The following is a 19,850-nucleotide window of genomic DNA, read 5'->3' as shown; positions in this document are numbered from 1 at the left end:
TTTACATGGCTAAAAAACGTAAAAATGACACTCGCTTAGACCCTTTTGCTTCGCCTGTAAGTACCAGTAGTTTAGATGAGTTATTAGAACAAGCTTCTGTCGGTGAAGTATTAACTATGCCGGCACCGAGTGATCCAAATAGAATGATCACTTTGACGTGTCAGGTGATCAAACATAGTGATATTGAATCTCAAACGAGAGTATTCGGTCAAAATCGCCGTGAACAAAGCTTGCTCTCACAAAAATCAGTTGCTGACATTCTCCCAGCAATCAAAAATGACCAACGAAACCTCCACCCTGCATTGTGCTGGTCAAAAGGTGATGTTCAATGGGTTTTATCTGGTTCTAGACGCCGTAAGGCCTGTTTACTTGCTGATGCTGATTATGTTGTATTATCTTCTCCTGATTTTACTGATGAAGATGCAAAACTGTTAGCGGTTTCTTCCGATCAATATATAGCGCCTAGCCTGTGGGAGCTAGGACAAGCTTATGCTGATACTAAGCAAGAACTGATTGCTCAAGGTAAGAAAGGCTCTTACAGAGAGATTGCGGAGCTTGAAGGGGTATCTCACACTGCAATCGCTGATTCATTAAAAGCTTTTGAACAAATTCCTTTAAAAGTTTTGCAACACTACCCTACGCCAAATCACTTAGGTCGTGAGGCTGCAAAGAAATTAATTGACGCAATTAAAAAAGATCAAGATATGTTTTTCTTGCTGTTAGAAGATTTGCGTAACCAATCTTTTATGTCTGAAGAAATGAGTGATGAGAAACGTGCTATCAAAATTACACAGTTCTTGATTAACTTTGAGCAACCTGTTCGCCGAAACGAGTCTCTCTTTAGCAATGAATTTATTGATTTGCAAAGAAGTAACAAAAGTGGCGACATAACAATTAAAATTAATAATCAGGTCATCACTGATAAACGTTTAGAGCAATTACAAAAGCTCCTCGCTACTTATAATTGATAAAGGGCTTCGGCCCTTTTTTTATTCCTATATTTCATTGTTCAATTTATATCTTGTCTTACCAGTTAAGTTTTTTGCTATAAAAAGTTTATTAGGTTTATTCGTTGGTCATATTTCCATATACTGGACGGATGATTTGATTTTTACGCGAATTAAATGTCAACGCAGTTATCTAAAGAACAATTATTTGCTCTCTTTGAGGAAATAAAACAAGAGCAAGCGACTCAATTTCCCCTTTCTGAGCGTTTTTTAAAGCAGTACTTCAATAGTAGTCTCTTATCTAAAGCAAAAGAGTATCTTCATAATTCCCAAATTAGTTTTTTAGAGCATAGCGAAGACTTTTCTACGATCGATAGTCAAGTCATTGGCAATTTTGGTAATACCTTCTCTCAACATATCAAAATTACCAAAGTTAATAATAACCCGAGTGTAGATGCGCAATGTACCTGCTCCAATAATGCTAAATGTCGACACATTGCTGCTGTTCTCCTCAAGCTAAAAGTTGAGCATTCTGGTGGCTTTGGTGAAGCATTTCTAGTGAATGACTGGTTTAATGAATTAGCAAGTTTGCAGCATGGCGAATCTATTGAGACTGACAATGTCTTGTTGTTCACGCTCGAACCAATTGGTCAGGAACTATTACTTTATCCCAAAATGTCGCCCTATCGTCCCGATGGTCAGTATCCATTAGGTCGTCTGTTGACTGAACCTCAGTTAAATAGCCCTGTAGCGCCTCCTGGCTTGCTTGAGTCTGACTTTAGACTATTTAGTTGGGTTCGCTCGCAAAACTCACCAGGTCATTATGAGCTTTCAGGCAAGTGGGGCTTTGAAGCGGTTAATCAGCTTTTACAAACAAAGCGACTTTTCTTACAAAACAGTAGAACACCTTTAAAGCTCGGTCATCAGGCCAACCTTGCGCTGAGCTGGCAGCAAAAGAATGATAAGTCACAACTAGTGGCGTCGGTTGAGGGGGTCGAAACTTGGCATCTTATCAAAACTGATCCGCCGCTCTATTTGGATACAGATACACATACCATAGGTCGAATCAATAGTGCGCTCAGTGCCCAAGAGCTAGCACATATCAACACCATGCCTGCAGTACCGAATGATCAACTCATGCAAGTGGTGAAGCGATTCCAAGAGGTATTTGCTGATAATATTGTCAGCATGCCAAATGGTGCGCAAACGGAGCTAGAGTCATCAGGTGTACCTTTAAAGCTTAAATTAGTTGCCTCAGACGCATATTTTGGCTTTAAGCTGATCTCATCGCTAAAGACCGATGCAAAAAATACAGAAATCAGCAAAACTTTAAAACGCTCTGAGCAATATTTACTAGGTCTAGGCTTACGTTTTGAAGATGACCTTTTTGTTTTGCCTCAACAAGATGGTGCATTTATCCATTGGTTTAACCATGAAATAAGAGGCCACTTGCAAAGCAAAGGTTGGCAGGTAGATGAGATCACTGAATCGAGTTCGGTTATATCAACTAAAGTGTCTTTATTGTTGAAAAGGGACAAGCATCATCATATCTCAGGTAAAGTATTACTCGACTCTAATCCTGTCTTACTTGACTGGGATAAACATGCTGAACTCGAAGTAAATACACTTGCTAATCACTTTTATTATGTCGAAATTGCCAAACATACTTATGCGCTAGAAAGACGGGCTTATGACAAGTTGATGTCTTTAAAAGCCCGGTTTAGTTATTACGCTTCAAGTGCGCAATTTAAATTCCCTCTGTCGGTGATCAAGCAACTATTTACTATCGATGAGCTCAACATTGAATGTAAAGATAAGAAGCTGCTTGACTATTTAAGTGAGCTCAATAGCCCCGATCAAACTCAATTGAAACCAAGTAATCATAACAGTGATTTATTTACATTGAGAGATTATCAAGAGCTGGGCGTAAACTGGTTAAAGTTCTTACATCGTCATCAGCTTGGGGGGATCCTTGCGGATGACATGGGATTAGGTAAAACACTACAAGTTATCGCTTACTTTATTAATCAGCATAATACCTTAGTGACTAAGCCGAGCCTAATTGTGTGTCCAACGAGTTTGGTAGGAAATTGGCAAAATGAGTTTGCGCGTTTTGCGCCTAATTTACAGTTGACGACGGTCCACGGCAGTCAACGTGATAAGGTATTAAATAACCTTCATGGTGCACGTTTTATCTTAACTACTTATCCATTATTGAAACGTGATCTTGAGTATTATAAAGGGCTCAATTTCGATTCGATTGTACTAGATGAAGCGCAGTACATTAAAAATGAGGCAGCGCAAGTCTCTAAATGTGTTAAGCAATTGTCTGCACAGTTTAAGCTTTGTCTCAGTGGCACGCCCGTTGAAAATAATTTGCTTGAGCTTAAATCATTGCTCGATTTCGTTATGCCCGAAATATTAGGCACAAAGCAGCAATTTAAAGGTTATTTCCAGCAGCCTATAGAAAAAGAGCAAGACCAAAGTCGTGTTTCTGAGCTCAAAGACCTTATTTCACCATTTATCTTACGTCGAACCAAGCAACAAGTAGCGACCGAGCTACCTAGTAAAACTGAATTAGTGAAAGAGTTACAGTTCGCACCAATACAAGCTCAGTTATATTCAAATATACAAAAACAACTAGAAAATAAGCTATTAGAGCTTTTTAAAGAACAAGGTGTTGAGCGAAGTAAATTGGCATTTTTAGATGCCCTCTTGAAGCTTAGACAAATTTGTTGTCACCCTAAATTAGTCGACAATGAAACTTCCGAAGTAGGTGCTAAATTGGCGTGGCTGGGAGAACATCTACCTGAAATGCTTACGCAGGGTCGTAAAGTGATTATTTTCAGTCAGTTCACGTCAGTACTTGATTTGATTGCAGCGCATTGCAAGGAGCTTGGTATCACATTTAGTATGCTTACTGGCCAAACACGTCACAGAGACAAAGTGATCTCGACGTTCACGGAAGGTGAGAGCAACGTGTTTTTGATTAGTTTAAAAGCGGGTGGAACAGGACTGAATTTGACGCAAGCTGACACAGTGATCCATTTTGATCCCTGGTGGAATCCGGCGGTAGAAAATCAAGCGACTGATAGAGCGTATCGAATAGGACAAGATAAGCCTGTTTTTGTCTATAAATTAATTATGGCAGATTCAATAGAGCAAAAAGTGTTTACTATGCAGCAACAAAAGCAGGCTCTGGTTGATGCTTTATTTAATGATAAACATATGAGTTTCAATAGTTTTAATGAGGAGCAAATGCTTGCACTATTGCAAAGCTAAAAAAGTTAAAATTATTTTGAACTAACTCGATAAAGGGCAGTCTATAAGTACAGTGATGCAGAATTACTGTTTTATTTCCCCCCTTAACTTACTTGTTTTTAATGGCCAACTTATAGTTGGCCATTTTTTTATGCTTTTTACTCTATTCCATATTTGATCCACATTGTGTTGCTTTAATTACACTATCGCTTACTTACTTTAGTTAATTACAGCCGATTTGGAGTCGATTATGCTTTGCTATCAACAATCTGAATTAAGTTTTATTGAGCCACTTTCACCTTGTGATCAGGATTTGCTTTCAGAAGTTGCTAGTAGTGAAGATCTTTCAAGCATTTTAACTATGCTTTTATTTGATGAAACTTTATCGTATGAGCTAAAGCAAAGTGTTAAAGCTCAGCTTAAACAACTAAAATGTCTAAAGACTCAGTAATAAAATAAGAAACCATGCCACATATTCTAATTGTTGAAGATGAATATGACATTGCCGAGCAGGTGATGTTATTTTTTAAAGCCGCTCAATTCGAAGTCACCCATATTGCCGATGGGGCAGAGGTTGTCGATTGGGTTGCTCAACATAAACCTGATGCCATTTTAATGGACATTATGATCCCCAACCAAGATGGGGTTGAATGTATGAAGCAGATCAGACAATTTTCAATGGTGCCTATTTTGATGATGACGGCAAAAGTCGCTGAAGCTGACAGGCTAAGAGGCCTTGAGTTTGGTGCTGATGATTATGTCTGTAAGCCTTTTAGTGCTGCTGAACTAGTGATGCGAGTTAGGGCTATTCTTCGTCGCTGTGCCCCTTTAGAGGCTAAAGCAGAAAAAATACTGGTGGATGAAGAGCAACTATTGATAAAGCTTAAAGGGCAAGCTTTACCGTTAACTAAAGTTGAGTTTGATATATTTGCACTGCTTTACAAAGCGCCTAGTCGTGTTTTCTCTCGTCAACAAATTCTAGACTTTATTCAACCAGATAACTTTGATATTTCAGATCGTGTTATAGACAGCCACATCAAAAATATCCGTAAGAAAATTAAGCAAATAGGTGTATCTTCTAAGCTGGTAGGTTCGGTATATGGGGCTGGGTATCGTTTTGATGAACAGCAAATAGACACGGCAGTTTAACCCATTAGTGAACCCTCGCCTTGACTAAGGTATTATCAACCTAATAATAATATTAAGAGGTTGATATGATTGATTCATTTATCTCGCAATTAACTTGGGTGCATGGCATAGTTGGCATCCTAGTCGTTGCTACTCCTTTGCCTTTTTTTTGGCAACGCCTTGTAAAAAAACAATCTTTAATCCATCAACTTGAATTGCAACTTGAGCAACACACTGCTCAACAAGCGCAATTGCAACAAGCTCACAAAACTGAGCAGGAATTAGCGCAACAGCTACAAAATGATAAGTTGCAGCTACATGGTCAAGTTCAACAAACTCAAGCTCGCTTAAGTGAGAAACAACTTCAGGCTCAACAATTCCATAAGCTTTGGCAACAGGGTGAACAAAATTTACAAACGCTACAGCAAGAGAAAAGCCTCATTGCAGTTGAGTTAGCTGAATTAAAGGCGTCATCAGAGCAAAAACAAGCGGCATTAGAAGCACAACTTAACCATTTAGAGCAAACTAAGACTCAACTGAAACAAGAGTTTGAAAACTTAGCTAATCAAATTTTCGAAGAAAAGTCGCAGCGTTTTGGACAACAAAGCCAAGAACGAATTGGTCAATTGCTGCAACCAGTTCAAGGTGAATTAAAAGGCTTTCGTGACAAAATGGAAGCCATTCATAGTGAAGAGCTGAAGCAGCGCGCAGCATTAAAAACCGAGCTGTTACACCTACAAGCTAATAATAAATCAATCACTGAACAAGCTGATAAATTAACGACTGCACTGCAAGGACAGAAGAAAACCCAAGGTAACTGGGGAGAGCTAATGCTTGAAAATGTTTTAGACAGTGCGGGCTTAAGAGCGGGTGATGATTACAAAAGAGAAGCGTCTTTTACCACTGAAGTTGGCAAGTTTAGACCGGATGTATTGGTCTACCTTCCCCAGCAAAAGCACTTAATCATTGATGCTAAAACATCATTAAATGCATACACTCGTTACGTGAATGCGGAATGTGACGCTGAAGCGCAAACCGCCTTAATCCAGCACTATGAGGCTGTGGCAGATCGTATTAAGGAGTTGGGCGATAAACGGTATGAAAAGCTACCTGGGATCAACTCACCTGAAGTGGTGATCATGTTTATTCCTATAGAATCGGCATTTGTTGCGGCAGTTAAACATAATCCAGCCATTTATCAACATGCGTTAGAGCATAATGTTTTAGTTGCGACACCCACTACGCTTTTAACCAGCCTTAACATAGTCAAACAGCTTTGGCGTTTTGAAGAACAATCAAAGCATAGCCGTGAACTCGCTTTACGTGCTGAGCGTTTTTATAACAAGCTCAATGGTTTTCTCAATAGTATGGAAGGGGTCGGTACTCAGTTAGATAAAGCCAAAGAGAGTTATGAGAAAGCCTTTTCTCAGCTTTATGCCGGCAAAGGTAATTTAATCAAACAAGCTTCAGAGTTTAAAGAGCTCGGCGTGTCAGTCACTAAAGAGCTTCCAGATTCTTTGCAAGAAAAAGCTCGATTAGAGCTAGAATAGCAATAAAAAAGGAGCCTTTTGGCTCCTTTGTTCTCTCAGTTTTGTTGGGTTAACTGTTGTGTCTTGAATTAGGGTTATTACATTTGGCTTTTTGCCCTTTTCGTTGCAATGACACAAATAAATTTAGAGTCAGAGGATGTGTTTTAACATCTTGCCAGATCACACTGCTTGCAGGCGGACAAAGAGAGTGCTGTATGTAATTTCTTAGTACGTCACCGTCCATGTTTAGCTTTTCAGGTACTCGAACATGTGTGATAACACCGTATTCACTAAACTTTACTTCATCTAGTTGCCAAGTGCCCATCATAAATTGTTTTGAAAAATAGCGTGCAATACGAGTCTGCGAGTCATCTGACAGTGGTGTTTGCGCTTGAGTTGCAGGTAAACTAGTCCAATAAAAAACTGCAAAAATAGCCAGGAAGACGAGCCCAATAGAGACAAATTTGAACGATGATTTTCGTGATTTTTGGGTACTATTTTGCTTTTGGCGCGTTTCAATGATTTTCGCCCAATCGCCATGTTTTAAAGTTGGTTGAGACATATTCTTTCTCCCGTGTTAATGGCATTATTAAAACAAACCAATGTGGAAGAAAAATGGAGTGAATGTGGAGTAAATTTGTAGGCTTAGAAGAGCCTACAAATTGAGTTATGAAGCTTTAGGTATTGCGCTTAATTGGCAAAGTGATCTGAACACACAAACCGCCAGACTTTCCATGTTTAAGTACTATTTTTCCTCCTAAAGCCTGAACTAAGCTTTGGCAAATTGACAGCCCTAATCCTGAACCGCCTAAGGCCCGAGAGCGAGACTTGTCAATCCTGTAAAGTCGATCAAAAAGTCTTGGTAAGTCTTCATCACTCACACCAGGGCTAGAATCATCGAGTTGAATAAACACCTGGGTATGATTTGCTCTTACTTTTAGTCTGACATGTCCCGGCGCATCCGTGTAGAGACAAGCATTTTTCGCAAGGTTGAGTATCACTTGTACGAGCTTTGATTGATCCGTTTTCAATACCGTATTTGCAGCAAAGTCGATGTCACTTATAAATCTAAGCTGGTTTTGCTCTGTCAGTACTTTAATATCGGACATAAACTTTTGCGTAAGCTGGTGTAAATTGACTTCTTGCAAATCGATATAGAGAGCTTTATTTTGCAATTGAGATAGTTGGTATACATCCGAAATAAGATTATTAAGCTGTGCAATTTTGTCATTGATCTTGCCGTAGGCTAAAAACTTATCATCGATCAGGTTATGTTCGAGCGCTTCAATATGCAGTTTGAGTACACTCAGGGGAGTGCGAAGTTCATGAGAAATATCAGCAAGCATTTGTTCCTTTTGTTCAAGGTTATGCTGATACATTTGAGCCTTATAGTGAGTATTTTTTTGCTTTATATAGTAAGCATAAATAATAAAACCACTCACAACTGAGATGAGTAAGCTGGCTAATAACCAAATGCGTTTTTGCAAGGTTTCATTTTCTAATTCTATGGTTGTTAGTGCGTGTTTCTTTTCTTCCTGCGCAAGTTTCAATGACTTTAATAAGTTATCCAAGCGCTTTTTAATTGTGGCGGTATCCCGCTCCTCTTTGTTTTCAGAAACAGCTTTGTAATTTTTAGATGCCTTGAGAAGGTACTTATATGCTTGCTCAAAGTTCTCTTTCTGTGCATAAGTCTCACTGGTATATAAATTATATTGATGAGCAAAAAAAGCAGATTTAAATTGCTCTGTAAGCGGTTTGGCCATCTCAAGGTAATTGATTGCCAAATCTGGTTGCTTAAGTTGGACGTAGGCTTGTGCCAAATGAATATATGACCAAAACTTACGAACTGTAGATTCAGTCTTTTCAGCATAAGCGTTTTCTTTTTTGGCATGCCATAAACTTTCAGAAAACTTATTTTGTTTTGCATAGATACTGAATAAGGTGCCATGTGCACTAGATAAGCCTTCATTGGCATTTAGCTGTTCTAATAACGAGATAGCTTCATTCAATTGAGGAATGGCGTTTTGATAGTCATCTTCCTTAGCTGATAGTTGTGCGAGCGTTAGGGCTGTTGAAGCTATATTGCGTTTATGGCCGGTTTTTTTATCGTAAACAAGGGCTTGTTCAAGGAAAAAACGCGCTTGTGTCCCTTGACGCAGCATATTAGATAAACCAAACAGGTTGTAGTAATTGGCAGCTTTTAGTTCATTGTTTTCTGAGCTTTCTAACGCTTTTTGTGCCTTAGTTTGTTGCTCCATCGCTTTATCAAATGCACCTTGGGCTTCATATAAAACACCAAGGTTGATCATTGACTGCGCTTTAAGGTCATTATTATTGAGAGAAAGCGCAACTTGTTTTGCAGCTAAATAATAATATTCCGCTTTATCTGTATTCATGTTTCGACGGAAGTTAACACCTAACTCTTTATTAACCTCATATCTGAACTCTAGGCTTTGTTCAGGTAGTGTGAGTAGTGGTAATAAAAGCTCTATGGCTTGGTTATATTGCGCTTGCTCACGGGCTATTTTAGCTCTTTGCAAATTAACCTGAGGTTGAAAAATTAACTGTTTTTCACGTTCGAGCGTTTTCAATGCGACATCGAGTTTACCTTCCTTGGTGAGCTTTTTGGCTTCAGAAATAACTTCTGATGTTAACGGTGTGGCGCTTAAACTAAAGGCCCAAGCCGCTAACAACAAGGTAAAACGTTTCATGTGGCTTTTCAAAAGGGAATTATTTATTTAATACTAAGCGTAAATTGTGATTGAAATGTGGAGTGTAAAGGCCCTTTACATGTTTTCAGAGGGGTTACTTAAAACGATAAAAGGGCCCGACTGGGCCCTTTGCTGATAAGGAACTATATGACTCAAAAATTAGAACTGGTTCATGGTGTTGGCTTCACCACCTGCTTTTAGCGCATTTTCACCAGAGAAATATTCTTTGTGTGTATCACCGATGTTTGAACCTGCTAGGTCTTGGTGCTTCACTGATGCTTGCTCACGGCGGATTTCTTGACGTTGAACATCTCGTACGTAAGCCAGCATGCCTAGGTCACCGAAGTAGCCTTCAGCAAGAATATCTGTGCTTAGTGCGGCCGTGTGATAAGTCGGTAGCGTGATTAAGTGGTGGAAAATACCCGCTTCACGTGCGCCATCCTTTTGGAAGTTTTGTACTAGTACATCTGCCGCTGCTGCAAGCTCTGAGCTATCAAGCTCAGGTGCCATCAATGCTTTGATGTCTTGAGACGGATCTGGATAAGCAGATAGGTCTTTACCTTGTGCCTGCCACTCTGCGTATACTTGCTCGCGGAACTTAAGCGTCCAGTTGAATGACGGTGAGTTGTTGTATACTAGCTTCGCGTTTGGTACTTGCTCACGAACGCGATTAACAAGCTCAGCGATTTGTTTAACGTGAGGTTTTTCAGTTTCAATCCATAGTAAATCAGCACCTGATTGTAGGCTAGTCACACAATCTAATACTACGCGGTCTTTTTCTGTGCCTTCTTTGAATTGGTATAAACCATTGTCTAGACGTACTGGCTTGCAAAGTTCACCGTTTAGCTTAATTGCCATCTCTCCTTCTTCTAGATCCGCACCGCCAGAGATTGGCGTTGTGTCTAAGAATGCAGTGTACTGGCTAGCTAAATCACCTGGTGTTTTAGATACTGGCACTTTTTGTGTCAGGCTTGCACCTAATGAATCAGTACGTGCAACAATCACACCATCTTCAACACCTAGCTCAAGGAATGCATAACGAACAGCGTTGATTTTTGCTAAGAAGTCTTCGTGTGGCACAGTTACTTTACCAGCTTGGTGACCACATTGTTTTGCATCAGATACCTGGTTTTCAATTTGGATGGCACATGCGCCCGCCTCAATCATTTTCTTAGCCAGTAGATAAGTTGCTTCTTCGTTACCGAAACCTGCGTCGATATCTGCAATAATTGGTACTACATGTGTTTCGAAGTTGTCGATTTTGCTTAGTACCGCTTCAACGTCGCCGCCGTTTGCTTTTGCTTCATCTAGCTCTTTGTATAGGTGATCTAGTTCACGTGCATCTGCTTGCTTCAAGAAAGTATAGATTTCTTCGATAAGTGCAGGCACAGAGGTTTTTTCATGCATACTTTGGTCTGGTAGTGGACCAAATTCAGAGCGAAGTGCCGCAACCATCCAGCCACTTAGGTAAACGTAAGAGCGCTTTGTGGTTTTTTGATGACGCTTAACTGCCATCATCATTTGCTGTGCAGTGAAGCCGTGCCAACACCCTAGAGATTGGGTGTATTGACTGCTATCTGCGTCATAGGCCGCCATGTCTTCACGCATCACTTTTGCAGTGTACTTTGCGATGTCTAAGCCTGTTTTAAAGCGGTTTTGCAAATTCATGCGGCTTGCAAACTCAGGACTGATTGATTGCCACGTATTGCCCTGTGTTTGGCAAAGTGTGCTGAAGTGGTCAAGTTTTGATTGATAGCTAGTCATAATAAAAATCCTTCGAACGGGTTGCTGTGTAACTTTTTATTCATGTTTATGAGAGTGACACCATAAAGCTGTTGGTTATTTGCTCTGTTTGGCGCTTAATTCAACACTAGGCCGATTTTTGTGATTTTTTAAATTTATAGTTGTTATCCTGGGTATTCTTTTTATGAATGGCCTAGGGGTTAGGTTTTCGCTGTTTTTAAGATATGGTTTGTCTAAACCCGTTCAAATTTTATGCTTAGGAAGATATTCATGAGTGCAACAGTTCAACAAGCTGGCTTAACCATAGATCAGCAACTTTATGACTTCGTTAATCAACAGGCTTTGCCCGGCACCGGTTTGCAAGCAGAGGCTTTTTGGCAAGGTTTTGCTGATCTGGTCAATGAACTTACACCAATCAATAAATCATTACTGACAAAGCGCGATACGCTGCAGTTGCAGATTGATGCCTTCCATAAGCAGCAAGTGCAATGGGATGCTGAGGCTTATAAATCATTTTTGACTGAAATAGGTTATCTAGTACCTGAGCCAGAAGAAGCAACAATTACAACTGAACACGTTGAACCTGAGGTTGCGCTTACAGCAGCCCCACAGCTGGTTGTGCCTGTAAGCAATGCACGTTTTGCATTGAATGCGGCGAATGCAAGGTGGGGCTCGCTCTATGATGCTTTGTACGGCACGGATTTATTGTCAGAAAAAGACGGCGCTGAAAAGCAAAAAGCGTATAATCCGGTGCGTGGCTTTAAAGTAATGGCTTACGCTAGACAATTTTTAGATATTGCCCTGCCGCTGCAATCAGGCTCTCATATTGAGAGTACTAATTACTCAGTGCTTGACGAACAACTAGTTGTTACGTTGAATGACAGCTCGCAAGTCTCACTATCGACACCTGCACAGCTTGTGGGTTATCAAGGTCAAGCACAGAATCCAACGGCTTTATTGTTCAAGCATCATGATTTACACATCGAAATTCAAATTGACCCACATAACCCTATCGGACAAGCCGACAAAGCGGGGATCAAAGACGTATTACTTGAAGCCGCGTTAACGACCATCATGGACTGTGAAGACTCTGTGGCCGCTGTTGATGCTGAAGATAAAGTCAGTGTTTACAGTAACTGGCTGGGCTTGATGAAAGGTACCTTGACGGATACGTTTATAAAAGATGGTCAAGAACTGACGCGCAGCTTAGCAACCGATCGCGAATATACCAGTAAGAGTGGTGAGCGTTTGAGCTTGAAAGGTCGTAGCATGATGTTTGTGCGTAATGTAGGGCATTTAATGACGAACCCTGCGATCTTAGATCAAAATGGTGAAGAGATCTTTGAGGGTATCATGGATGCGGTGATCACGTCGCTGTGTGCAATGCATGATCTACAAGGCAACAGCCCATTTAAAAATTCGACGGCAGCGAGTGTAAATATCGTTAAACCTAAGATGCATGGTCCAGAAGAAGTCGCCTTTACCAATACCCTATTCTCTCGTGTTGAAAGTTTATTAGGTTTGCCAGAAAACACATTAAAAATGGGTATTATGGACGAAGAGCGTCGCACTTCCGTGAATTTAATGACGTGTATTAATCAAGCTAAATCTCGCGTGGTATTTATTAACACAGGGTTTTTGGACAGAACGGGTGATGAAATTCACACTTCAATGGTCGCGGGTCCGGTATTGCCTAAAGCTCAGATCAAGGCACAACCTTGGATAGCGGCGTATGAAGATCAGAATGTCGATATTGGTCTGAAGTGTGGTTTCAGTGGCAAGGCGCAGATCGGTAAAGGCATGTGGCCGATGCCAGATAAAATGGCAATGATGATGGAACAAAAGTTGGATCATCCTAAATCTGGTGCCAATACGGCTTGGGTGCCTTCTCCAACAGCGGCAACGCTGCATGCGATGCATTATCATCAAGTGGATGTTTTTGCTATTCAGACTGAACTGCAAGCGCGTCAACAAGCGTCACTCGACGACTTATTAACGCCACCTTTGTTGCTTGATGTAGAGCTAAGTAAAGAAGATATTCAATCTGAACTTGAGAATAATGCACAAGGTATTTTGGGTTATGTAGTACGTTGGATAGACCAAGGTGTTGGTTGTTCAAAAGTACCAGATATTAATCATATTGGTTTAATGGAAGACAGAGCGACTTTACGTATTTCAAGCCAGCATATCGCAAACTGGTTGAAACATGGCATTTGTACACCAGAGCAAGTGCAGGCGACATTTGCCAAGATGGCCGAAGTGGTCGATACGCAAAATCAGCACGACACACACTATACGCCAATGGCATCAAGTAATGAGAGCCTAACAAGTAATCTTGCTTATCAAGCTGCGTTAGCCTTGGTATTCGAAGGTGAACAGCAACCTAATGGCTATACTGAGCCACTGTTACATAGTTACCGCCTTAAATACAAAGCGGCAAATAACTAAAGCGCTCATTTAACCAATTTCTTTCCTAGATTGATGCCAACGTAAAGTTGGCATTTTTTGTTTATTACTCATAAAAATATAATTAATTAAAAAAACTCAAAATGTGATGTTGTAACACTTTTGTTTTTGTTATATTGTAACAACTGTTTTAAGTGATGTACTTTCTTTTCCCTTGAAAAGGTGGACTTATTACTAATCGCCCGTATTAGTTGATGAGTATCGATTCAGTTAAAGAGTACGCTTGAGGCGGAGGGTTTTCTCAGTTTCCCTCCGCCTTTTTTATATCTCATTACTCCTCTTTAAGTATGTAAAGCCCCTTTACAAGTTAGTAAAACATCTCTGACTAAACTAGGGTAAAATTTAGTTTCTCAACGCAATCGAGCACCGGTATTCGTGCATTCCAAAATAAAAAAAAGCTGGCATTTGCCAGCTTTGGTAATACCCAATTAGGGCATTATGCGTAAACTTTATTGTTAGAGTGGACCTTTATTGTCACTCGGCGTTTGCCATAAACTATGCCAGATGTAATTGCCATGAATGTAATATAAATCATCGCTATGAATTACAGCCCTGTCTAATCCACCCCATACATATGGCGCGCTCTCTGAGCTAATACTTGAATAATCTACTTTGCTGCTACCAAGGTAATTAAGTGCGGGCGCTTCTGTTGTATCTATTTCAAATGAAGCAAGCTCACTCACTCTATGCCATAAATATGAAGTGTTGTTATCAGATTGACTTTGCCATGTCTCTACAGGCATGGTGAATCGTAATACCCCTGATCCGGTCGCCAAAAAGCTGAGTGATTTATAGTCCCACTCTGCAGGAGTGTAAGCATTTGCAAATACTTTCTCATTAACGACTTTCGGATTTGTGATATCTGAAATATCAAAGAGTGTGACTTTGGCGCCATTTTCAACCTCTTGCGCATTTGGAGCCTGCCAATCTTGAATATTTTGTCCGATACCAAGCAGTAAGTTTTCACTGACCGGATGCAAGTAGGCTGAATACCCAGGGATCTCTAATGCGCCTGCAATTTTAGGCTTTGTTTTATCAGCTAAATCGACGACATAAAGTGGGTCTATTTGTCTAAACGTCACGATAAACGCTCTATCTTCAGAAAAACGAACTGCATAAATATTCTCATCAACTAAGCCCTGCTCATTGGTTTTGCCGATGGGAGTGGGATACGTATCGTTAGGCAGTTTTGCAATGGGCGCTAATGAGTTCTCTTGTTGTTGTAAAACAAATAACTGATGTTTAAATGGCGAGAAACCAGCAGACTCGTTAAACGGTAAATTAGTTGTGGTGACAATACGCAAATCGTTATTAAATTCGCTGAATCTTAAATTCTCAGGCCCTCTACCTAAGTGCCCTTCGACAGCGCCTGTTGCTGTGTATTCAAGGGTATCGCTAGCCAAGTCAAACTTATGAATAACGGTTTTTACGGTATCATCTTGAGATACAGTACCATGTGTATAGAGTGCGTTCTCTGAAGCATATATCCCATAGATATTCGTATTTATACAAAGTGACTCCCTTTGTTCAGGGTTACTTAAATTAACTTTAGTGATAGTAATAATACTGTCGAATCCATCTTTATCTGATGTATCAGATGAAATATAACAGTTATCTGGCGTGACCAACTCCTCACTATCCTGAGTGGCTGTATTAGTAATGTTAGGTGTCAGTTCAGCCAGTTGCACTTTACTGAGGTTTTGATAGTTTGCCAGCACAGTCGCTTCATCATTATTACTCGTATCAAATCCAGTAAAATTAGGGTGGTAGTTGCTCACTAGGTAAAGAGACCCATCAATAACTCTGCTATCGATTAATCCTCCTTCAATTTTAAATTGGTGCTTGATGGCGGCTTGACTAGGTTGACTGACATCAACCAGGCTTAACTCAAATTCATTATCACCGTAATAGAAAAATGGCTCTACAGTCGCTGCCATGTCATTTGCTATGGGGAATGAAAAGTAGCTAGGTGAAAAATTTAAAATAGCGAGTGTATTATCATGAAGGTAGAGCTGTTGGTCTGAACTGTGTACGTCAGAATAAGTCAGGTTTTGTATCGGGTTCATTTCACCCTTTTCATTGCGTTGCATAATACGAATATAGTTTTCACCTTCATTTGAATCATGATCTATATCGTGAAATGAATTAGCCGCAATAAATAAAAACTCACCGTCATATTTAATTCTGTCAGCTTCATCAACATTTTGCTCTTGTTGATTTGTTTGAGAGAAGTCTTTTGATGTTGAAGGCGAAGCGGTTGCATCGTTTTCTGGTGCGTCATAGCTTGAAAGGCGCGCTTGATAACGTTTGAATAATCCGTTCTTAAGGTTTTGAGAAAATTGAAACTCAGATGCTTTGATAAGTGGCGCTGCCGATACTTTTATATCATTTAATTTTGGAATTCTTTGTTCATCTATTGGTGGTGTATCTGTGTTATTACTACCCCCACAGCCGATTAAAATACCTAATGTCAGTGAACTAAGTAAAAGAGAACGTTTCACTTTGGGCTCCTTGAAAGTGATTAAGTTAAAAGTCGTTGTGTATTTTTTAATCTTAATCAGCCTGTCTAGAATATCTGTTATTTTAGCTAGACGAATTGTTATTTAATGTAACCGAGCGTAGAAAAATAACTTAGGAGTGGTAAATTATAGTCAGGGAAATAGAAAGGTTTGATTTTGAAAGCTTCTTTAAAGTATTTATTGTTGTTGGCTGCGTTAACAACGCCACGATTAGGTTTAGCTGCTGAGCCAGCAACTTGCTTGCAAGCCAATGAGGAATGTATCGAAATTGGTCAATGGCAGGTGTCGTTAGCTGTTGGGGGCGGTGTACTGACAAACCCTTTGCAAGGTGGCGAAAATATTCCTCTCATTGTGGTGCCTTATGTCAGTTACTACAATGAACAGTTTTTTCTTGAAAACACCACACTTGGTTATACATTTCAAGAAGCTGAACACTTTGACATAAGTGCTATTTTAGAACTCAATGGTGAGCAAAAGCATTTTAATCGGCTGCATGCCGGTAATATTATTGGCGTTGATGGGGCACTGAGTGATGGTGGAAACTCTGAGGTGCCAACCTCTCCTGATTCTGATGGGTCTGAAGACCTTTTCCCTGATACAGATAAACCTGCTGAACCAAAACGTCTTCCAACTTTAGATGATATTGCCAAGCGCGATTGGGCTATAGATGCCGGTGTACTTGCCCATTGGTATATAGGTAAACAACATAAAATAACCGCTCAGTGGTTACATGATGTCAGTGGCGTTTATAAAGGGCAACATATTAAAGCCAGTTATAAATACCAGCTTGCTGCTTTTGATTGGCCTGCGAAACTGCAGCTTTCAGCTGGATTTGACTGGCAAAGTGCTGAGCTTAATGACTATTACTATGGTCTGAATAGTAAAGATAACGTAGAGCAAGCGTACTTTTATCAGGGTAAGCAAGGTGTGTCGCCTTTTCTTGGGACGGTATTTAATTACCGGATTAACAAACGGTGGCAGTTTAAGTTCAGTGCCAAGCGTACTTTCTTATCGAGTGCGATAACTGATAGCCCATTAGTGAATGATAAGCACCAAGATTATGTATTTATCGGGGGACTTTATGAGTTTTAGTCGCCCATTATTCATATTGGTTTCGAGTTGTTTATTCACCTCTCTTGCAAATGCGCAAAGCGCTTCTGAACACGGCAATCAGCATGTGACCTCTCTTGCTATTAAACCTATCACCTGCGTTGTAAAAAGTTTAGGTGAAGCATGCCAAATGAAAGCGAACGTGACTTGGCAGTCAACTATGCCGCAGAGTGTGTGTTTGTTTCAGGATAAACAGCAACTGAAGTGTTGGGCTAAGCAAAATCAAGTATCTGAAATGCTTGATGTGACACTCGATAAAACCATGGTATTTAGCCTGCGAGACTCAAAGGAACGCACATTGGTTGAACAAACAATTAAAGTGCATGCATTGAGTAGTCGAAAGTACCGCCGAAAGTTAAAGTCTGATTGGAGTTTATTTTAATGTCTAAAGTTATCTTAGTTGAAGACGATGTTCGCTTAGCCACTTTGACTGCACAATTTTTAAAAGCAAATGGGTTTGAAGTGGAGATGATCCATGATGGGGCTGACGCCGCTAAGCAGATCATTGCTATGCAACCCGATATCGTGATTTTAGATATTATGTTACCGAATCAAGATGGGTTTAGTATTTGCCGTGCCATTAAAGACGAGTATTCTGGGCCTGTATTATTTTTAAGTGCCAAAGACAGTGATTTTGATCAGGTAAAAGGACTCGAGATTGGGGCTGACGATTATGTCATCAAGCCTGTTGAGCCTTTTGTGCTATTGGCGCGTTTGAATGCCCTACTCCGTCGTTGTCAGACTAAGACGAAGAATAAAGACTCTTTGTCTTTAGGTAAGCTACAAATAGATAAAGCTGACCGCCGAGTTTACCTTGATAGCGAGGAGGTTGAACTAACCAGTTATGAGTTTGACTTATTGTGGGCGCTAGCAAGCAATGCTGGCGAAACTCAAAGCAGAGAGTTTATCTATAAACATGTTGTAGGCAGAGAATATGATGGACTTGATCGCAGTGTTGATGTGCGTATTTCTCGTCTTCGCAAAAAGCTAGGAGATAACTTAGAGCAACCATTTAGACTCATTACAGTGTGGGGGAAAGGTTATTTATGCTCCAAGTCGGCTTGGGATTAATCAAGCGTGATTCGACTTCTAATTAGTCTTTATTTGGTGGTCATCATCAGTATTGTCGTTATTAATCAAGCCAGTGATTATGTTTGGCAAAATTGGGTGACACACGAGCCAGATGAACTTCGTCATGCCAAACAAGTAGCGCATGTGATGCAAGCACACATTACAGCGCCTGAACAGCTTCAGGCGAGTTATCAAGGGTTAGATATTGATAGCATTGCATGGTTAGATGAGCAACGCACTCAATTATTAAATGGTGAAGTGCTGACAACTTATAATGCCCAAGGTCAGGCATTATTGAGTTTTTTACTTTTTGATAATTATACCTTAGTTCAACTAGGACCATTTTTACCTTCAGAGCCAGCATCAAATAAACTATATCTGTTTAAATTCATTTCTTTTCTGGTACTTGGGTTATTGTTGATTGTTTGGTTACGGCCACTATGGCTTGATCTGATGCAGTTTAAACGGGTCACTGAGCAATTAGCGCAAGGGAACTTAAGCGTAGAGCGCAAGGCTTCACGTTTTTCTGCTATTTCTGATCTCACCGAGCAATTTCATATCATGGCGCAAAAAGTGGCTAATTTGATGACTGATCAAAAGCAGCTCGTTAATGCGGTTTCTCATGAATTGCGCACTCCGCTTGCGAGACTAAAGTTTGCTCTAGCTATGCTGCAAAGCGCGCAGCCTGAGCAAATCTCAGGTATGCAACAAGACGTACAAGAAATGGAGTCATTAATCGATGAAATGCTCAGTTACGCACGTTTAGAAATCGCGGGTGAGCAGTTTAGTCGTGAAGAGTTTGATCTATCAGAGCTAATGCAGGCGCAGCTTGATAAGCTGCAAGGGCCTAGCAGTAAAGAAATTACCACATCTATTTCATCTGGTATTACAGTCAATGCCAATGCACATTACCTTGCCCGTGTACTACAAAATTTGCTGCAAAATGCTGATAAATATGGTGCTAGCCAAATTGATGTGTCTTTGAGAGAGGTTGAACAGCAGGTTATTATTACGGTTGAAGATGATGGTGAAGGGATAGCGGAAGACCAATTCGATAGCGTGTTTATGCCTTTTGTTCGATTAGAAAAGAGCCGCAATAAGCACCTTGGTGGTTATGGACTTGGTTTAGCCATAGTGAAAAAAATTGTGAGCTGGCATAAAGGACAATGTGTGGTCGCAAAAAGTAAACTTGGTGGCGCGAGTTTCGTGATCACACTGCCAAAAATGCGCTTTATCAAAGTCTGAAAGGTAAGATTTATAAACTGTTCTAAAAACAACAAAGGCCTTAATTAAGGCCTTTGTTGTAAGGGCGTGTTGACCTTTGCTGTTTGTTTTTGCAGCAGTGAGTTGGGTATTTAGGCCAGG

At 40.2% G+C, this 19,850-nt stretch carries 14 protein-coding genes; 10 read left to right on the top strand and 4 right to left on the bottom strand.

Annotation, left to right across the window (positions count from 1 at the left end; all coding sequences use genetic code 11):
- Positions 1-5 precede the first annotated feature (5 nt).
- The 5 genes from C1E24_RS05105 (at position 6) to rmuC (ending at position 6,886) form a co-directional block, all read left to right on the top strand.
- Positions 6-968, top strand: coding sequence for a transcriptional regulator (locus C1E24_RS05105; RefSeq protein WP_138479350.1), 963 nt, complete (start codon positions 6-8; stop codon positions 966-968).
- Positions 969-1,124: 156 nt separating this feature from the next.
- On the top strand, positions 1,125-4,229 hold the full coding sequence (locus tag C1E24_RS05100) for a DEAD/DEAH box helicase (protein ID WP_138479348.1): 3,105 nt from the start codon (positions 1,125-1,127) through the stop codon (positions 4,227-4,229).
- Between the two features lie 229 nt (positions 4,230-4,458).
- Complete coding sequence (locus C1E24_RS05095; RefSeq protein WP_138479346.1) at positions 4,459-4,659, top strand: hypothetical protein; 201 nt, start codon at positions 4,459-4,461, stop codon at positions 4,657-4,659.
- 14 nt (positions 4,660-4,673) lie between these two features.
- Positions 4,674-5,357 carry a response regulator gene (locus tag C1E24_RS05090; RefSeq protein ID WP_138479344.1) on the top strand — a complete coding sequence of 228 codons (684 nt, stop codon included), beginning with the start codon at positions 4,674-4,676 and terminating at the stop codon, positions 5,355-5,357.
- Between the two features lie 65 nt (positions 5,358-5,422).
- The gene (rmuC, locus tag C1E24_RS05085) at positions 5,423-6,886 is read left to right on the top strand and encodes a DNA recombination protein RmuC (RefSeq protein WP_138479342.1); all 1,464 of its coding nucleotides are present in this window, start codon (positions 5,423-5,425) and stop codon (positions 6,884-6,886) included.
- Positions 6,887-6,935: 49 nt separating this feature from the next.
- Here rmuC and C1E24_RS05080 read toward each other — a convergent pair whose 3' ends face one another.
- The 3 genes from C1E24_RS05080 to C1E24_RS05070 all read right to left on the bottom strand — a co-directional run bounded on the left by C1E24_RS05080 (position 6,936) and on the right by C1E24_RS05070 (position 11,340).
- A complete protein-coding gene (locus tag C1E24_RS05080) occupies positions 6,936-7,427 on the bottom strand; it encodes a hypothetical protein (protein ID WP_138479340.1) in 492 nt (163 codons plus the stop codon).
- A 115-nt stretch (positions 7,428-7,542) separates the two neighbouring features.
- Positions 7,543-9,576, bottom strand: a complete 2,034-nt coding sequence (locus tag C1E24_RS05075; RefSeq protein WP_138479338.1) for an ATP-binding protein — start codon at positions 9,574-9,576, stop codon at positions 7,543-7,545.
- A 159-nt stretch (positions 9,577-9,735) separates the two neighbouring features.
- Complete coding sequence (locus C1E24_RS05070) at positions 9,736-11,340, bottom strand: isocitrate lyase (RefSeq protein ID WP_138479336.1); 1,605 nt, start codon at positions 11,338-11,340, stop codon at positions 9,736-9,738.
- A 249-nt stretch (positions 11,341-11,589) separates the two neighbouring features.
- Between C1E24_RS05070 and C1E24_RS05065 the strand changes: the two genes are divergently transcribed.
- A complete protein-coding gene (locus tag C1E24_RS05065; RefSeq protein ID WP_138479334.1) occupies positions 11,590-13,767 on the top strand; it encodes a malate synthase G in 2,178 nt (725 codons plus the stop codon).
- 473 nt (positions 13,768-14,240) lie between these two features.
- Here C1E24_RS05065 and C1E24_RS05060 read toward each other — a convergent pair whose 3' ends face one another.
- Positions 14,241-16,286: a beta-propeller domain-containing protein gene (locus tag C1E24_RS05060; protein WP_171040791.1), complete on the bottom strand. Its 2,046-nt coding sequence runs from the start codon at positions 16,284-16,286 to the stop codon at positions 14,241-14,243.
- A 174-nt stretch (positions 16,287-16,460) separates the two neighbouring features.
- Here C1E24_RS05060 and C1E24_RS05055 point away from each other — a divergent pair, with 174 nt between their 5' ends.
- From C1E24_RS05055 to C1E24_RS05040, 4 genes are read left to right on the top strand one after another with little or no spacing between them, the layout of a single operon-like run.
- Complete coding sequence (locus tag C1E24_RS05055) at positions 16,461-17,396, top strand: MipA/OmpV family protein (RefSeq protein WP_171040790.1); 936 nt, start codon at positions 16,461-16,463, stop codon at positions 17,394-17,396.
- Positions 17,386-17,796 (top strand): DUF3019 domain-containing protein, encoded by a 411-nt coding sequence (locus tag C1E24_RS05050; protein ID WP_171040787.1) that lies wholly within the window; start codon positions 17,386-17,388, stop codon positions 17,794-17,796. Before C1E24_RS05055 ends, C1E24_RS05050 begins: the two co-directional genes overlap by 11 nt.
- Entirely contained in the window at positions 17,796-18,485 is a 690-nt protein-coding gene (locus tag C1E24_RS05045) for a response regulator (RefSeq protein ID WP_138479327.1), read from the top strand. The genes C1E24_RS05050 and C1E24_RS05045 overlap by 1 nt, the downstream gene beginning before the upstream one ends.
- A gap of 6 nt (positions 18,486-18,491) precedes the next feature.
- Positions 18,492-19,730, top strand: a complete 1,239-nt coding sequence (locus C1E24_RS05040; RefSeq protein ID WP_138479326.1) for an ATP-binding protein — start codon at positions 18,492-18,494, stop codon at positions 19,728-19,730.
- The last annotated feature ends 120 nt before the right edge of the window (positions 19,731-19,850 follow it).

It is taken from the genome of Pseudoalteromonas phenolica (assembly GCF_005876835.1).
Lineage (GTDB): Bacteria > Pseudomonadota > Gammaproteobacteria > Enterobacterales > Alteromonadaceae > Pseudoalteromonas > Pseudoalteromonas phenolica_B.
Note: the sequence above shows the minus strand (reverse complement) of the source record. Positions and strands in the feature narration are given on the sequence as shown.

What these genes read in the sequence shown, in the direction of transcription:
- C1E24_RS05065 (WP_138479334.1), top strand. Translation starts at nt 11,590, where the DNA reads ATGAGTGCAACAGTTCAACAAGCTGGCTTAACCATAGATCAGCAACTT.
- C1E24_RS05045 (WP_138479327.1), top strand. Translation starts at nt 17,796, where the DNA reads ATGTCTAAAGTTATCTTAGTTGAAGACGATGTTCGCTTAGCCACTTTG.
- C1E24_RS05075 (WP_138479338.1), bottom strand. Translation starts at nt 9,576, where the DNA reads ATGAAACGTTTTACCTTGTTGTTAGCGGCTTGGGCCTTTAGTTTAAGC.
- C1E24_RS05050 (WP_171040787.1), top strand. Translation starts at nt 17,386, where the DNA reads ATGAGTTTTAGTCGCCCATTATTCATATTGGTTTCGAGTTGTTTATTC.
- C1E24_RS05070 (WP_138479336.1), bottom strand. Translation starts at nt 11,340, where the DNA reads ATGACTAGCTATCAATCAAAACTTGACCACTTCAGCACACTTTGCCAA.
- C1E24_RS05105 (WP_138479350.1), top strand. Translation starts at nt 6, where the DNA reads ATGGCTAAAAAACGTAAAAATGACACTCGCTTAGACCCTTTTGCTTCG.
- C1E24_RS05090 (WP_138479344.1), top strand. Translation starts at nt 4,674, where the DNA reads ATGCCACATATTCTAATTGTTGAAGATGAATATGACATTGCCGAGCAG.
- C1E24_RS05100 (WP_138479348.1), top strand. Translation starts at nt 1,125, where the DNA reads ATGTCAACGCAGTTATCTAAAGAACAATTATTTGCTCTCTTTGAGGAA.
- rmuC (WP_138479342.1), top strand. Translation starts at nt 5,423, where the DNA reads ATGATTGATTCATTTATCTCGCAATTAACTTGGGTGCATGGCATAGTT.
- C1E24_RS05080 (WP_138479340.1), bottom strand. Translation starts at nt 7,427, where the DNA reads ATGTCTCAACCAACTTTAAAACATGGCGATTGGGCGAAAATCATTGAA.
- C1E24_RS05095 (WP_138479346.1), top strand. Translation starts at nt 4,459, where the DNA reads ATGCTTTGCTATCAACAATCTGAATTAAGTTTTATTGAGCCACTTTCA.